Here is a 15600-nt window from a genome sequence, read left to right on the forward strand (position 1 = left end):
AATATAATGGTATTCTAGAAGTTCGGACAATATATCATATAATTTTGTCCAATTTCATATGACTATTTAAAAATACCTTTTGTTTGCATCGCAAGTTGTATAACATAAAAAACCTTTCTTCTAGAACTTATTCACTAAAAGAAAGGTTCATGACTTATGATTTTAAAAAAATTGGTTCTCCATTTTTTACTGTGTACGGCAAAGAATATGCAGGAACAAACGGGGAATCCTTCGATAGTATACTCCGGATATCTTCACCTTCTTTAAATTGTCCTTCATTTTTTTTCAACGCTTCATATAAGTCGATTCTATAATCAACAAACAATTCTCCTTTTTCATTAATTACAAGAGGGAGACCTTTTCCTGAGTACGGACTTGTCACTTGTGGTACATCTTTATGTCCTAGTTTTTTGAAGTCTAATTCATAAACACCATCTGTAATCACTTTTTTAAAAGGTGGATATTGATGTTCATCACGATACATCCTTAGCTTCAATGCCACTTCTTGAATTTGTTCCGCCATTCTCACATCAATTAACTTTACTGTCGGATTTTTTTCAACATCTATTAATACATATTGATATACCCCACCACTTTCATACGCATTCCCTGGCGCCTCTTGTATGTACCTTGGAGCAATTTTTTGAAAATCAATTGGATACTTCTGATAAATCGGCGTACTCATATCACGCGTCTTAATTGGTAATAAACCATCCGTTTGCTCCTTATATGTATTAATGGCTTTTTGTACAACTTGCAACTGGTCTTCATAAGGAATAGCACTTTGTTTCATATTTTCTCTTGGATACATACACCCTGTTAAAATGCTCATGCAACAAAATATTAAAATAATATGGATTTTTTTCACTGACAATCACCTTTTCATGCTAGTATGGACTGTTGCTTTTGTAACATTTACCGAATACACATCCTTTATTGCTCAATAGGGCCACTAAATACAACAAGGAAAATAACAATTCCCGATACAATCATGAGGGTGTACGCTACTAAAGCTGTAATCCCTTTCAAAAATTTATTCTTCATTTTATGCCTACTCAATAAAATAAAACTTACTGCAAGAAACATAAATCCAATTGCCCCTAAAGCAAACCACATTTTCATAAGCCCTTCCGACATATATACACCCCTTTACTTTCAATCTATTTTTATACTATTTTAACAAATTAAAATCTTTAAACAAATAAAAATCATCATTTTTCCGTGAATTGATGATTTTTATTTAAAATAATAAAACCGAAGCACGAAATGATGCGCTTCGGTTGACCAAATATGCCCTTAACAGCTCTATTCCCATTCTTTCATAAATATCATATGCATTCTCTAAACTCTTTGTTTCTCATAATTTATTTTTTAAACATTTTACTTAACGAACCAAAATCCGCCGGCATATTATTGTTAATAATCGCTTTTACAATTTGATCCTCTTGCTCTTTTGGCACTTCGCGTCCTGCCATTAGAGCAACTTGATGAATCAATTGGCGAAGCACTGTCTCATCACGTAAGTTCGCATTTTGAACAGACGACGCTAATTTAAAAATATCTTCTTTGTTCACTTTCGCTTCTTTTTCAATGTTATTAAAAATGTTGTTATCCATTCTTTTCACCCTCTCCTCAAGTTACTCTTCATCCTATGCAGAGATGAAAAATTGGTGAAAAGACCCATAAAAAATAAAAAACGGTAGAAGTACGAAATGTACTTCTACCGCTTTCTTTATAACAAATCAGGTATCGCTTCAACTTCATGTTTTCGAACACGTCCCATCAATGAGCCTACTGCATCTTTCACATTATTCCCATTGAACAGCACGTCATATAAAGCAGCTGTAATCGGCATTTCAACTTCCATTTTCTCTGCCAATTCATGAGCAGCTTTCGTTGTTCTTACACCTTCTACAACCATACCCATACTTTCTAGCACTTCTTCTAAAGAGTGCCCTTTTCCAAGCATATTTCCAGCGCGCCAATTTCGGCTATGCACACTTGTACAAGTTACAATTAAGTCTCCCATACCAGTTAGACCAGCAAACGTTAACGGATTTCCGCCCATTTTTCTTCCTAAACGAGCAATCTCTGTTAAACCACGTGTCATTAATGCCGCTTTCGCATTATCACCTAATCCAAGCCCGTCAGATATCCCCGCAGCTAGTGCAATAATATTTTTTAAAGCACCACCAAGTTCAACTCCAACGATATCTGGGTTTGTATATACACGGAAATAGCTATTCATAAACAAATCTTGTACTCCCTCAGCCGCTTCCATACGCTTTGCTGCAGACGTAACAGTTGTCGCTTGACGCAATCCAACTTCTTCAGCGTGACTCGGCCCAGATAGTACAACAACATCCTTAATCAAGCTCTCTGGAATTTCTTCCTCAATCACTTCCGAAATACGTTTTGACGTACCTGGTTCGATTCCTTTACTTGCATGAATCCAAGTAATTGGCTCTGTAACAATTTCTTTCATCTCATGCAATACGTCTCGGTACGCTTTCGTCGGTACTACTAGCAGTACTGTATTTACATCTACTAATGCTTCTTCTAAAGAAGAGTAGGCTACGATTGTGCTTGGCAATGTAATCCCTGGAAGATATCTACTGTTCTCACGCTTCGTATTAATTTCATTCATGAGTTCAGGACGGTTTCCCCAAATACGTACATCATGCCCATTGTCAGCTAATACCATCGCTAACGCTGTTCCCCAGCTACCTGCTCCTATTACTGTGATTTTTGTCATAAAATCACATCCTCTCCATTAGTCTCTTGCTCTAGCGATAATGTGAATCGGCGTTCCTACAAAACCGAACGCTTCACGTAAACGGTTCTTTAAGAAGCGCTCATATGAAAAGTGCATTAATTCTGTATCGTTTACAAATATAACAAATGTTGGTGGTTTTACCGCAACTTGTGTCGCATAGAAGATTTTCAGACGGCTACCATTATGTGTCGGCGTTGGATTCATCGCTACCGCATCCATAATTACATCATTTAATACATTCGTTTGTACACGGATGCTATGGCTTTCATTTACCTCATTGATAACCGGTAATAACGTTTGTGTACGCTTTTTCGTTTTCGCAGATAAGAATACAATCGGTGCATACTCTAAAAATTGGAAATGAGCACGGATGTTTTCTTCAAATGCTTTCATTGTTTTTTCATCTTTTTTCACTGCATCCCATTTGTTTACAACGATAATAACAGCTCGTCCTGAATCATGAGCATATCCAGCGATTTTTTTATCTTGCTCAATAATTCCTTCTTCTCCGTCTAAAACGACTAAAACAACGTCAGAACGTTCAATCGCTCTAAGTGCACGAAGTACACTATACTTTTCTGTACTTTCGTATACTTTCCCTTTTTTACGCATACCAGCTGTATCGATGATTACATAATCTTGATCATCTTTACTATATGGTGTATCAACAGCATCACGTGTCGTTCCCGCTATATTACTTACAATTACACGTTCTTGACCAAGAAGTGCATTTACAAGTGATGATTTCCCTACGTTTGGACGTCCAATTAAAGAGAAACGGATTGTTTCATCGTCATACGCTTCTTCTTCAATCTTTGGAAAATGATTTGCAGCTTCATCTAACAAATCACCAAGTCCTAAACCGTGTGTACCTGAAATCGGGAATGGCTCGCCAAATCCTAATGCATAAAAATCATAAATATCACTACGCATGTCTGGATTATCAACCTTATTTACCGCAAGTACAATTGGTTTTTTAGAACGGTATAAAATTTTAGCAACTTCTTCATCTGCTGCAGTTACACCATCGCGACCATTCGTCATAAAAATGATAACATCCGCTTCATCAATCGCTACTTCCGCCTGTTGACGAATTTGTGTCAAGAACGGCTCGTCTCCAATATCAATTCCACCTGTATCAATAATGTTAAACTCATGATTTAACCATTCTCCCGCACTATAAATACGGTCTCGCGTTATACCTGGTATATCTTCTACGATTGAAACTCTTTCTCCAACAATTCTATTGAAAATAGTAGATTTCCCCACGTTCGGGCGGCCTACTATCGCTATTACTGGTTTCGGCATATACTTTCATCCTTTCAACTTGCTTCTGTTTATTATGTAAAAAACCCTTCTTTGTGCAAGAAGGGATTTGCATTCCAGAATATTTCTCAACGTATCAAAACACCTCACATTATACCACACGTTACTAATGTTTCACAATAATATATACATTATCTTGTAAGCGATGTGCAATACCATCTAAAATAGCCTCTAAATTATTTGCAACAAATTCCAGTTCCTCTGTCGACTCGCAAATAAATAAAGGGGCACCACCTGCAAATTTCTCTGGCGTTGTTGTAATGACTGCGAGAATAACACTTTCTAACATCATCTCTTATCTCCCCTTCCTTTCGGAGCTTCTGATGACATATGAACAGCACTCTCTAATGTTGGTACATTTCCGATTACCCCTATCGCTTTTTCTGCATCTTGATCTTGCGGCAGAACAAAAATCCCAACTCTCCCATCCTCTAAATCACGCTTCGCTAACGGTACAAGTGCCGGCGTTCCAGAATCTCTATATATTCCTAAAGCAACCGAAACATCATGTAAAATAGCTTGCCGTTGTCCTAAGTTTGAGATTGTAACCATCGCATCTATCGATTTCGGTTTTAAAATAAATCCCATTCCATATTTCATAATTTCTTCTTGCCTTGCTGGCAATCCAATATTCATAATGTAAATATTATCAATATAAAGTCCCGCTCCTTCAAAACGAAGTGGAACGTGCTCTATTTCTACAAGGTCATGAAGTCTTTTACCTGACATTAATTTTTTCGCAATGAAAAAACTTACTATACCAGTAATTACCCCGGCAATCCATGAATCGAATCCTATATACGCAAACGTTGTTACAAACGACGTTAACATCGCCAAGTAGTTACGACTTTCAAATACTAATGCAATTCCTTCAATGTATGTATTACCACGTGGTACGAGCTCATATCCATCTAATTGTTGAAGCGTATTTCTTTCCATATTGCGCACATCACGAAATTGCGTCGCTGCTAACGTAAGAAATGTAATTGCAGAGAAATCTTTTTTCAAAACAGACGGAATCGCAATTGCTCCTAAGGCAGCCGCAATTAATCCCATCGCGATATGAATAATTTTCCCGTGAAGCCTCGTCGGATATTGCCTCGTATCGGTACGAAGCATTAACAACCTAGTTATTGTACCTGCAATTACGCCACATAAAATAGCTGGTGTATATTCAGTCATGTATTACCCTCGCCTTTCTTTTACGTGTTTTCCTCTTAAATTGTTCCATATATACCGATGCCTTTGTAATCCAAAGTAAAATCGCCATAAATAAAGTGGAAACAGCAGCAACATCTAAAAAAGCTAAACTGCCGTATTCATAAGGAAAATGTAATTTACGAAAAATCAGCGTCACCAATAATTCTCCTTGTAACATCCCTATATATAAGGAGCATAATCGTAATATGCGATCCCCGTGCAATAAAACCGATGCATACACAAGTGCACCGCTTAACAGCAACAACCTATCAACCACAATCCAAATTGGATCATATACTTCTAACAAATGAAAGCTTGTATATAACATTGCAATAATAAGTGCCGAAAGTAAGGTATATAATTTTTTCCAAATAGAATATAACGCGATACCTACAAAAGAAATAATACAAAGCAAAAGGGCATTTACCGATATTGTGAAAGAAGCAATCGTCACATTTAACGGAGAACAAATAATAAAAATTAATATACAAGCACTTATCTTCCAACGAATAGATTCCTTTTTCATAAAAAAGGTCACGACAATCCACCCTATCCAAGCAACAAAATAAAAAGTACTCCCATCCATCATTTCACCTCCTATGATTTCCATTATGGGAACTTTTTATGAAAGTTAATCCTCCTTTTCTTTGTGCATAGTTTTTCTCATAACAGCAAAACTTTTAATAAGGAGGTGTAACTCACAATGGGTAAAGATCGCCAAGAACGAAAGCTAAGAGAATCACGCCGCGTTGAATCTGATCGCGACCAATCACTTCAATATCCCGGTGCAACAAGTCTTGATACACCGGAGCAAGCTCGAAAGCAGAATCAGCATTAAATAAAGTGAAACTTCAGTGGGGGATTATTAGCCCACACCAATCAAGCTGCCCTCAAATAGGCAATACAAAAAGACGGTTTCGATATTGTACGAAACCGTCTTTTTACACAATTATTTTATTTATTTCTACTCGTAATATAATTCTTTTGTTTTCGCATTATAAACCCTATCACTCAACGAGGCATTAATCGTAACTACACCTGTTGGTTTTTAGAATATGTAATAACATAATACGTATGTAGAGAAGGATCTTTACTCTTTACCTCTACACGTACATAATCCGTCTCTCTTATCTCATTTAACTTTCGCTCAACCTCTTTTTTCGCACCTACAATATCTTCTTTTTCTCCTTTAATTTCCCTACTCACAATGGTATTTCCTTGATCAGAAAGTAATACTACTTCAGCATTACTTAAACTCACTTCATTTGGTATATTAAAATAATAAATTGTATACGAATCTTCCGATGGATTTTTGTCTTCTCCTAATTCCCTTGGCAAAATTAGTGCTTCTATTCCACTTCCTGCATTCACCGTTGGATTCCTATACAATTTATTCCCGACTGCAATTGCAATATTCGTCGTTTTAATTGCTGATTGTGCTGTTGTTGAACTAGAATCTCCTTCTCTTACATTTGAAGTTAATGAAATTTCAACCTTTTTCTTATATCCAGAAACTGCTGTATCTTCTCTTATATTTCGTGCATGGATGTTAAAATCTTCACTATTATATGTAATGCGTCCTATTGTATTTTTACTATTTGAAGATACATTATCTCCTTTTTTATTAACATCCTCATCCCCAAAATTATAGTGAATTTTCCCTTGTTTCTTTTGACTCTTAAATAGCAATCTCTTATCTTGTTTTATCGCTAACCAGCTATATAGAGAGGAATACTTTCTTACTTTTGCCATGTTTCTCTCCACAAACATAGAAAAAGTAAGAATACTCAAATAATTCAGCGGCATATTTTCTACATTTCTTCATTTTTATAACCCCTTTTTTCAATTTTAGCTTTTCTGTATGATATTTATATATACTTTTATCATAATATAAACTCTCTCTTTTTTCCATTTATAGAATTATATAGAATGATAACTTCTCGCCTTCCCTCTTCATTTTACGAAAATAAAACGCAAAAAAATCAACCGGATGGTTGATTTTTTATCGCCTACTATAATGTGCAGTGTCAATCCCTCGCTGCGCTAACCAATGGTACGTTTCACCTTTTACAACAAGAGGTACAGATTGTAACTCTTCTATCGTCTTCACGCCAAGAGCTGTCATAATAAATTTTAAATCTGTATGTAAAAGATCAATTTCATCCACTAAATTCTCAACACCATCTTGCATTAAAATACGTAAAAAGTATCCAGCAAACGCAGTTGTATTCGCCCCTAATGCGATTGCCTTCGCCACGTCAAGTGCTGTTTGTATACCCCCAGATGCAATAAAAGAGAGGTTATTATTTGTAGAGGTTGCTTCAATAATCGAGGTAGCTGTTTGTATGCCCCAGTTATTAAAATAAGAAAGCATTCGCTGTCTTCTTTCATTTTCAACAGCAGCAAAATTCGTACCACCTTGTCCGCCAATATCAATTGCTGTTATACCTATATTCGCTAACTGTTGTACTGTTTCCTTACTCATTCCAAAACCGACTTCTTTTACGATGACAGGTACTTTACTTTTTAAAACTATTTTCTCAATCCGCTGAAGTACACCAGTAAAATCACGGTCTCCTTCTGGCATCGTTAACTCCTGTATGACATTTAAATGAATTTGCAGTGCATTCGCCTCAATCATATCAACGGCACGCTCTGCCTGTTCGACAGTTGCCTCACTTCCTAAGTTTGCGAAAAAAATCCCATTCGGATTTACTTTCCTAACAACTTTATACGAAGCCGCTTCACTTTCATCTTTTAAAGCTGCCATTTGCGAACCTACAGCCATAGCAAGGTTATGATGTTTCGCTACATATGCTAATTGCTCATTAATATGTAATGTTTGCTCTCCTCCACCACCAGTCATCGCATTGATAAAAATCGGCGAACTTAGTGAAAGTTCGCCGATTTTTGTTTCACATGTTATAGTGTCATAACTTGAATTTGGCAAGCTTTGATGCACAAAATCAATATCATGAAAGCCATGCGTACGAGACTGACCAGTAGAAAGAGCATATTCAATATGATCTAATTTACGTTTTGCCCTTACCACTTGTACCCCTCTTTATTTCTTTAATTTTTTCAGTTGTTCACCAATAATATCACTTAACTGGAAAGTAGCCGAATCAGCATTTGGCTCATATTGGCTATAATCTTCTGTTACATTATTTTCTTCAAGCGTTTCTTTTATGCTTAAAGAAATACGTTTTTCTGCTACATGGACTTCAAGTACTTTCACTTTTACTTCTTGTCCCATTTCCAATACTTCATTTGGATTTTTCACGTGACGATTTGCAATTTGAGATACATGTACAAGCCCTTCAACACCAGGTAAAATTTCAACAAACGCACCGAATGTAACAAGGCGTTTTACTACTCCCTCACGAATATCTCCAGCTTTTATTTCGCCAGCAACATTTTCCCAAGGTCCTGGCTGAGCTGCTTTAATTGATAAAGAAATACGTTGCGTATCAGCATCAACAGATAACACTTTCACCTTTACCTTTTGACCTTGCTCTAATACCTCAGAAGGTTGCTCTACACGTTCGTGTGAAATTTGTGAAATGTGAACTAAACCGTCCACACCACCAACGTTAACGAAAGCACCAAAATCCGTTAATCGTTGTACTGTTCCTTCAACAATGTCCCCTTCTTTTAACGAAGAGATTGCCTCTTTTTTCTTAGAATCTAGTTCTAGTTCTACTACCGCTTTATGTGAAAGAATAACACGATTTTTTTCACGGTCTAATTCAACAATTTTCACCGCTAATGTTTTTCCTTTATAGTCAGCAAAGTCTTCTACATAATGTACTTCTACAAGTGAAGCTGGGATAAAACCACGAACACCAAGGTCCACAACTAACCCACCATTCACGATATCTTTTACAATAACATCAAATACATGACCAGAATTAAATTTTTCTTGTAATTCTACCCACGCTTTTTCTGCGTCAACAGCTCTCTTAGATAAAACAAGATCATCATCTTCTAATTTAATAATTTTCAATTCAAGTGTTTGATCTAATTCTACAACATCGCTTGCTTTTTCAATATGAACGTTAGCTAATTCACTAATCGGAATTACGCCATCTGTTTTGTATCCAACATTTACAAGAACTTGTTTCTCTTCAACTTTCGTTACAGAACCTGTAACAACGTCACCAACTTGTAATTCTTTTGAATTCATAACTTCTTCATTCATTTTCTCTACCATGGAAATACCTCCCTACAGAATTGACAAAGCATTTTTATGTATATACGAAATGAAAACAAATGTTTTCATTTGCATGTTTAAGAATTTATCATCACATATTCTGTTTCAATACAGTTCACAAGAAACTATATTAAATCTATATAAATAGTATACAGCAAAATCATCTTGAAGAAAGTATGATTTGAAATATAATAGCGAATATATTCTGACATTTTTTCCCCTCTGTAACTAACTTCTTACAAATTAGCCCATTTGTCAAGAAAAGAGACTTATAATTCACTTATCCTTTACATTTCAAAAAAAAAAAAGAAAGAGGATAGTCCTCTTTCTTTATTTCGCAAATACTCCTGAAACAATACCCATAATTTTTTGGACAACTTCTTCAATTGATAAAGAAGTTGTATCTAATTCCAATGCATCATCAGCTTTTTTCAAAGGAGAAACTTCGCGTTCTGAATCTAATTTATCACGCCTAGCAATTTCTTCTCTTAACTGCTCTAAATTAGAATCGAAACCTTTATTCATATTTTCTAAATGTCTTCTTTCCGCTCTTTCTTCTACAGAAGCAAGCATAAAGATTTTCACTTCAGCATCCGGTAGTACATGTGTACCAATATCACGGCCATCCATTACTACGCCGCCTTTTTTAGCTAATCCTTGTTGACGACGTACCATTTCTTCACGAACAAGACGATGCTTTGCTACAATAGATACACGATTCGTCACATCTGGCGTACGAATCACTTCAGAAACATCTTGTCCATTTAAAAATACAAGTTGTGTATTTTCCCCTTGCTGAAATTCAATATTTACATTTTTTACAACTTCCATTAACTTTTCTTCATTTTCAATATCCACTTTTTGTTCAAGGGCTGCATATGTAATAGTACGGTACATTGCGCCTGTATCAATGTAAACATATGAAAGTTTTTTTGCAACAACTTTTGCCACTGTACTTTTCCCAGCAGCCGCTGGACCATCTATAGCAATCGAAATTCGTTTATCCATTGTAACACCTCATTTTTCACTTATAAAACAAAACGAAAAGCAGGTATTTTCCCCCTGCTTCTTCTCATTTGCCTCACGTCATTAAATCCTCAATAATTGTAGCATAATCCATCATAGAAGAAAATGAAAACTACTTATTCACCTGTAAGATTTCCGCCTTATTTTTCGTGACGACACCTTCGTAATAAACAATTTTCGATAAATATTTCACTGAAGATTTATGTATAAAAAGCAGTTGGACGACAGAAAGAAAAATAAATTGAATCAGTAATATACGAATTATAATTTTCTCCACTTTTTTCAAAAAAACTCACTCCTTCCCTCTCTACACTTACACATCCACTCTCATAAATTTCCATAAACAAAACCTAACCTAATAACCACTTACCGGAGCACACTTAAGGTAATTTATTTTATTGTCATTTTCTAAGCATACTTTTATACATTTTCATTGTCGAATTTACTCAAAACATGTTATGTTCTAAATGTATTTTTCAACTTGAAAGGGGTATAAGCATTGAAAAGAATCCTAGTTTTACACACAGGTGGAACAATTGCAATGGAGGAAGATAAAGAAACTGGGGTCGTACAACCAGGTAAAAAGAATCCTCTTTTAAAATTCATTCCTGATTTAGAAGGCGATGTTGATTTAATTGTCGAAGATGTGTTCCATCTTCCATCTCCTCACATGACTCCTAGCGAAATGCTACAATTGCAAGTCATCATTGACGAAAGAGTAAAACAAGACGATATTCACGGCGTAGTCATCACGCATGGTACCGATACATTAGAAGAGACAGCTTATTTTCTTGATTTAACAGTTCAAGCAACTATCCCAATCGTTGTGACAGGGGCAATGCGTTCTAGTAATGAATTAGGTGCCGATGGTCTATATAATTTTTTATCAGCTGTAAAAGTTGCTAGTAGTAATGAAGCTGCTGAAAAAGGCGTTCTAGTCGTATTAAATGACGAAATACATTGTGCTACAAATGTAACAAAAACGCACACAAGTAATGTCGCGACATTCCAAAGTCCACAGTACGGACCAATTGGCATGGTAACAAAACGTGGTGTTGTTTTCCATCATGCTTTAGTGCATCACGAAACATGCACAGTACGACAGATTTCTAAAAACGTTGTCGTTCTAAAAGCATACGCAGGTATGGATGATACATTATTATCAGCAATCGAAACACTACCAGTAGACGGAATTGTTATTGAAGCACTTGGACAAGGTAATTTACCTCCAAGAACACTTCCTAGTCTAGGGCGATTAATAGAAAAAGGCATTCCAATTGTATTAGTTTCACGCTGCTTTAACGGTATCGTTCAAGACGTATACTCTTATGAAGGTGGCGGAAAACAATTAAAAGATATGGGCATTGTTTTCACCTACGGTTTAAACGCTCAAAAGGCGCGAATTAAATTACTAGTCGCACTAGAAAACACAAACTCTCACGAAACAATCCAACATATGTTTATGCACGATTAAAAAGAAGCTGTCGAAGATTTTGCAGTGACCCCTGTCAAGTAGACAGTATTTAAAAAGCGCAACTAAGCAACCTGAGTTCTATATTTATATGGACTCAGGTTATTTAATTTCTTTTGAAATCTTTGATGGTTATAAAAGTGCATATATTTACGCACGGCAAGTTTGACCTCATTCGCTTTATGGAAGGAGTGTAAATGAAAACACTCTGCCTTAAAGTGACTGAAGAAGTTTTCCATACAAGCATTATCCCAACAGTTGCCTCTTCGAGACATACTTGCCTTCATCTGATATTTTTTAAGTAATTGATTATATTGACGAGATGTATACTGGGACCCTTGATCACTATGTAAGAGGATTCCCTTCACATTTCGTTTTTTCTTTGCCTTTTTCAGTGTATCTAACACAAGTTTTAAGTCGTTTCTACGACTGGTTTCATAGGCAACAATTTCATTATTGTATAAATCCTTAATAGCGGATAAGTACAAGCGCTGTCCATTGAAAATCAAATAGGTAATATCGGTTACCCATTTCTCATTCGGTTTTGAAGCTTGAAACTCCCTATTTAGATGGTTCTCTGAAATCACATAAGCTTCTTTTTTTCCATAATAAGGTCGTTTTTTCCTAATTACGGCTTTGATACCTAGTTCACTCATCAATCTTTGGATGCGCTTATGATTCAAATGAAGGTTATATGTGGCTTTCAGCCACACTTGTATTCTTCTATATCCATAAATTTCTCTTAATTTTTTATGACACGCCAATATCTTTTTCTTAATTTCGATATCCTCTGATGTTTTTTTGAAGGCGTCGTATGCCGTTTTATCCAGTTGTAGTACCCACTTCTGGTTACACCAGCAATATCGCATAGAATGGTCACTGTATAACCTGTTTTTGTCATTTCATGGATGACTTCGAATTTTTCGTTTTGGATACGACTTTCATTCCTCCTTTTACATCCCTAAGAGCTTTTTTAACATTTCATTTTCCGCTTCTAATCGTCGGATCTTAGCTTCAGGATCTTCGGGTCTAACCCTTGGTCTACCTAAACCTGGTCCTTTCGCTTTCCCGCGTTTTTCTTCTAGTCCTTTGATTCCTTCAGCCTCAAAGTGTTTCACCCAGCGACTTACAACCGAGTGATGAATACCTAATTCTTTCGCAATGGTTTTATAGCTCATGCCTTCTTTTAAGTATAAATCTATAGCTTTTTTCTTAAATTCTACATCGTAAGTGACTCTAATTTTTCCCATAAAAAAATCCCCTCCATAGTAAACAGGTTAATGTGCTTTCTTTTTCCTGTCTACTATAAGGGGATCATATCATTTCGACAGCTTCTTTTTATTCTTCTCTTGATGCAATGGTTTGCGCAATCGCATCTCCATGGAATCTACCGTTCTCGATAAATATTTCATTTGCGTTATTCCCCGCAGCAATTACACCTGCAATAAAAATATTTTCAGCGTTTGTTTCCATACTACCCTCTATATAAATCGGGCGCCCTGTTTCTTCATCAATCCGAACTCCCATTTTTGTTAAGAAGCTGTGGTCTGGATGGTAACCCGTCATAGCAAATACAAAATCGTTTTGAATTGTATTTGCCTCACCATCTACTGTATACGTCAACGTATGCTCAGTAATTTCTTTTACATGCGCATGGAAATGCATTTGAATTATCCCATTTCGTACTAACGCCTCAAATTCCGGCAAAATCCACGGCTTAATACTTGGCGAGTATTCCCCACCACGGTATAGAACTGTTACACGTGCACCCGATTTAACAAGCTCTAACGCTGCATCTATACTTGAATTTTTACCACCTATTACAACGACATCTCGATCAAAATAAGGGTGTCCTTCTTTGAAATAATGAGCTACTTTCTCAAGTTTCTCACCAGGTACATTCATATAATTCGGATTATCATAATATCCAGTTGCGACAACAATATATTTCGCAACATATATTTCTTTGTTTCCGTCACGCTTCGTCGTTTCAACTTTAAAAACATCACCATCTTTTTGAACTTGTTCCACTCGTTCAAATGCATTTACACGTATAGATTTACGCTTTACTACTTCACGATAATACGCAAGCGCCTGATTACGAAATGGCTTACGATTTTCTGTAATAAAAGCAACTTCACCAATTTCTAATTTTTCACTAGAGGAGAAAAATGTTTGATGAGTTGGATAATTATAAATTGCATTTACAATGTTTCCTTTTTCGATTACTAACGGATTTAACCCCACTTTTTGCAACGAAATCGCCGCTGCTAATCCGCATGGACCGCCTCCGATAATAATAACTGTTTCTTTTTGCATACTTAGTTCACTCCTAGTCTTCTACCTCTGCTCTATTTATATAAACAAGAAAAAACCTACTTACAGCAGTAGGCATCTATCTTTATTGTATTCATTTTTCATATATTTGTCATCTAAACGAAACATACATCCGATAGACATCTGCTAAAAACTGCTGAAATTTAATTCCTTGTTGCCCTAATACATTCTCAGGATCGATTTTCCGAGTAGGATCCAACGTTTTGTGTGACACAATAGTCTTTTTAGGATTTAAACCGAAATTTTGACATAAATAAGCGTGATACCACGTAAAACGAGTATACGCCTCCCAAAAGTTTACGTCGCCACCATAGCAAAGTTCAACCCCAATTGCAGCCTTATTCGCATCATAACCGAATAACTCATTATCCGTTGGCACATTGTATCGAACATGGTACGCAACTTCATTTATAGGGACAATTTCTAATATTGTTTTATCATCAATAAATGTATGCGCTGAAGCTTTCGGTTGTATTTCATTAAAGTAATCCCGATTTCCTATCGCATTGCTACCAGGGTTCCCCGTGTCATGACTTACAATAAATCTTACTTTTGAAAGAGGAATTCCTGGTCGTGAATTTCCATACCCAATATAGTTACGCTCTATAGGGAACATCGCCATTACTACCAACTCCCGCTCTAAAAAATTACCTTACTTCCTTATATATGTATTCGGTGGCAATGTCCTTATGGCATATTTCTTATGCGAAGAGAACATCGAAAATATTTGATGTGAATACCATAAATAATACAATACTTACAGCCACTCCGTAAAAACCGTAAAACCAAATACAATCTTCTTTCGTATCTAAACCGAAAAATTTATTTACCGATTGTAATAATGTGCCACGCTTGCTTTGTTTGTTTCGTAATACTTCCACTCGTTCTACAACATCTGCTGGCATCATAAATCTTTGGTCTACTGTCATTTTCATCATTTATCTCTCCTTAAAATCATTTCCGTTTTGCTTATCTAAGGAAAGTATAGCACGTTTGTTCGTATAGAACAAGCGTTCTTTTTTATTTTTTATTCTATTTTTCACCAAACCAAGTAATAATTGTGAATATAAACGCGATAATTGGTCCAACTACAACTGCACCAAATATTAAAAATAATAATCCTTCGCCGAACACCCGAACGACACTTGTTTTTCGGGCTCTCTTAGCTCTTGCAAGTTCACCCTCTAACACCTTAACCTTTTCTTCTAATTGGTCTACTCGTTCCATTATTTCATTCCCCATATACAACAC

At 36.0% G+C, this 15600-nt stretch carries 21 protein-coding genes; 2 read left to right on the forward strand and 19 right to left on the reverse strand.

The features are described from left to right. Window positions 1–154 precede the first annotated feature (154 nt). The 8 genes from BG05_RS23545 to BG05_RS23580 form a co-directional block, all read right to left on the reverse strand. Complete coding sequence (locus BG05_RS23545) at window positions 155–868, reverse strand: hypothetical protein (protein WP_033733855.1); 714 nt, start codon at window positions 866–868, stop codon at window positions 155–157. Between the two features lie 65 nt (window positions 869–933). Continuing rightward, on the reverse strand, window positions 934–1137 hold the full coding sequence (locus tag BG05_RS23550) for a DUF2768 domain-containing protein (RefSeq protein WP_002011815.1): 204 nt from the start codon (window positions 1135–1137) through the stop codon (window positions 934–936). A gap of 227 nt (window positions 1138–1364) precedes the next feature. Next, complete coding sequence (locus BG05_RS23555) at window positions 1365–1616, reverse strand: stage VI sporulation protein F (RefSeq protein WP_000369753.1); 252 nt, start codon at window positions 1614–1616, stop codon at window positions 1365–1367. Window positions 1617–1732: 116 nt separating this feature from the next. Beyond that, window positions 1733–2755 (reverse strand): NAD(P)H-dependent glycerol-3-phosphate dehydrogenase, encoded by a 1023-nt coding sequence (locus BG05_RS23560; protein WP_002186293.1) that lies wholly within the window; start codon window positions 2753–2755, stop codon window positions 1733–1735. 18 nt (window positions 2756–2773) lie between these two features. Beyond that, entirely contained in the window at window positions 2774–4084 is a 1311-nt protein-coding gene (der, locus tag BG05_RS23565) for a ribosome biogenesis GTPase Der (protein WP_002011811.1), read from the reverse strand. A gap of 124 nt (window positions 4085–4208) precedes the next feature. Next, a complete protein-coding gene (locus tag BG05_RS23570; RefSeq protein ID WP_002086624.1) occupies window positions 4209–4394 on the reverse strand; it encodes a capping complex subunit for YIEGIA in 186 nt (61 codons plus the stop codon). Then, on the reverse strand, window positions 4391–5284 hold the full coding sequence (locus BG05_RS23575) for a YIEGIA family protein (RefSeq protein WP_002086625.1): 894 nt from the start codon (window positions 5282–5284) through the stop codon (window positions 4391–4393). Before BG05_RS23575 ends, BG05_RS23570 begins: the two co-directional genes overlap by 4 nt. Next, the gene (locus BG05_RS23580) at window positions 5277–5888 is read right to left on the reverse strand and encodes a YphA family membrane protein (RefSeq protein ID WP_002086626.1); all 612 of its coding nucleotides are present in this window, start codon (window positions 5886–5888) and stop codon (window positions 5277–5279) included. The genes BG05_RS23575 and BG05_RS23580 overlap by 8 nt, the downstream gene beginning before the upstream one ends. A 117-nt stretch (window positions 5889–6005) precedes the next feature. Between BG05_RS23580 and BG05_RS30175 the strand changes: the two genes are divergently transcribed. Continuing rightward, window positions 6006–6140 (forward strand): YpzI family protein, encoded by a 135-nt coding sequence (locus tag BG05_RS30175; RefSeq protein WP_000513901.1) that lies wholly within the window; start codon window positions 6006–6008, stop codon window positions 6138–6140. 194 nt (window positions 6141–6334) lie between these two features. Here BG05_RS30175 and BG05_RS23590 read toward each other — a convergent pair whose 3' ends face one another. The 5 genes from BG05_RS23590 to BG05_RS30870 form a co-directional block, all read right to left on the reverse strand. Further along, window positions 6335–7054 (reverse strand): hypothetical protein, encoded by a 720-nt coding sequence (locus BG05_RS23590; RefSeq protein WP_002166075.1) that lies wholly within the window; start codon window positions 7052–7054, stop codon window positions 6335–6337. Window positions 7055–7304: 250 nt separating this feature from the next. Next, window positions 7305–8354 carry a type 2 isopentenyl-diphosphate Delta-isomerase gene (locus BG05_RS23595; protein WP_002011801.1) on the reverse strand — a complete coding sequence of 350 codons (1050 nt, stop codon included), beginning with the start codon at window positions 8352–8354 and terminating at the stop codon, window positions 7305–7307. Window positions 8355–8366: 12 nt separating this feature from the next. Next, window positions 8367–9515, reverse strand: a complete 1149-nt coding sequence (gene rpsA, locus BG05_RS23600; protein ID WP_002126412.1) for a 30S ribosomal protein S1 — start codon at window positions 9513–9515, stop codon at window positions 8367–8369. Between the two features lie 330 nt (window positions 9516–9845). Further along, on the reverse strand, window positions 9846–10523 hold the full coding sequence (cmk, locus tag BG05_RS23605) for a (d)CMP kinase (RefSeq protein WP_002011798.1): 678 nt from the start codon (window positions 10521–10523) through the stop codon (window positions 9846–9848). A 130-nt stretch (window positions 10524–10653) separates the two neighbouring features. Then, a complete protein-coding gene (locus BG05_RS30870; protein ID WP_002135263.1) occupies window positions 10654–10827 on the reverse strand; it encodes a DUF5359 family protein in 174 nt (57 codons plus the stop codon). A gap of 213 nt (window positions 10828–11040) precedes the next feature. Between BG05_RS30870 and ansA the strand changes: the two genes are divergently transcribed. Beyond that, entirely contained in the window at window positions 11041–12015 is a 975-nt protein-coding gene (gene ansA / locus BG05_RS23610) for an asparaginase (protein WP_002030754.1), read from the forward strand. A 62-nt stretch (window positions 12016–12077) separates the two neighbouring features. Here the strand turns inward: ansA and BG05_RS23615 are convergent, their stop codons facing one another. The 6 genes from BG05_RS23615 to BG05_RS23640 form a co-directional block, all read right to left on the reverse strand. Then, window positions 12078–12881 carry an IS3 family transposase gene (locus BG05_RS23615; protein ID WP_144402925.1) on the reverse strand — a complete coding sequence of 268 codons (804 nt, stop codon included), beginning with the start codon at window positions 12879–12881 and terminating at the stop codon, window positions 12078–12080. Window positions 12882–12965: 84 nt separating this feature from the next. After that, a complete protein-coding gene (locus BG05_RS23620) occupies window positions 12966–13262 on the reverse strand; it encodes a transposase (RefSeq protein WP_002205012.1) in 297 nt (98 codons plus the stop codon). Window positions 13263–13350: 88 nt separating this feature from the next. Beyond that, window positions 13351–14331, reverse strand: a complete 981-nt coding sequence (locus BG05_RS23625; RefSeq protein ID WP_002126406.1) for a YpdA family putative bacillithiol disulfide reductase — start codon at window positions 14329–14331, stop codon at window positions 13351–13353. Window positions 14332–14440: 109 nt separating this feature from the next. Then, window positions 14441–14971, reverse strand: a complete 531-nt coding sequence (locus BG05_RS23630) for a peptidoglycan recognition protein family protein (protein ID WP_003188101.1) — start codon at window positions 14969–14971, stop codon at window positions 14441–14443. 79 nt (window positions 14972–15050) lie between these two features. Continuing rightward, a complete protein-coding gene (locus tag BG05_RS23635) occupies window positions 15051–15287 on the reverse strand; it encodes a DUF3961 domain-containing protein (protein WP_002011789.1) in 237 nt (78 codons plus the stop codon). Window positions 15288–15381: 94 nt separating this feature from the next. Then, the gene (locus tag BG05_RS23640) at window positions 15382–15591 is read right to left on the reverse strand and encodes a hypothetical protein (RefSeq protein ID WP_002126403.1); all 210 of its coding nucleotides are present in this window, start codon (window positions 15589–15591) and stop codon (window positions 15382–15384) included. Window positions 15592–15600 lie beyond the last annotated feature (9 nt).

Source organism: Bacillus mycoides (assembly GCF_000832605.1).
In the GTDB taxonomy this organism is placed as follows: domain Bacteria; phylum Bacillota; class Bacilli; order Bacillales; family Bacillaceae_G; genus Bacillus_A; species Bacillus_A mycoides.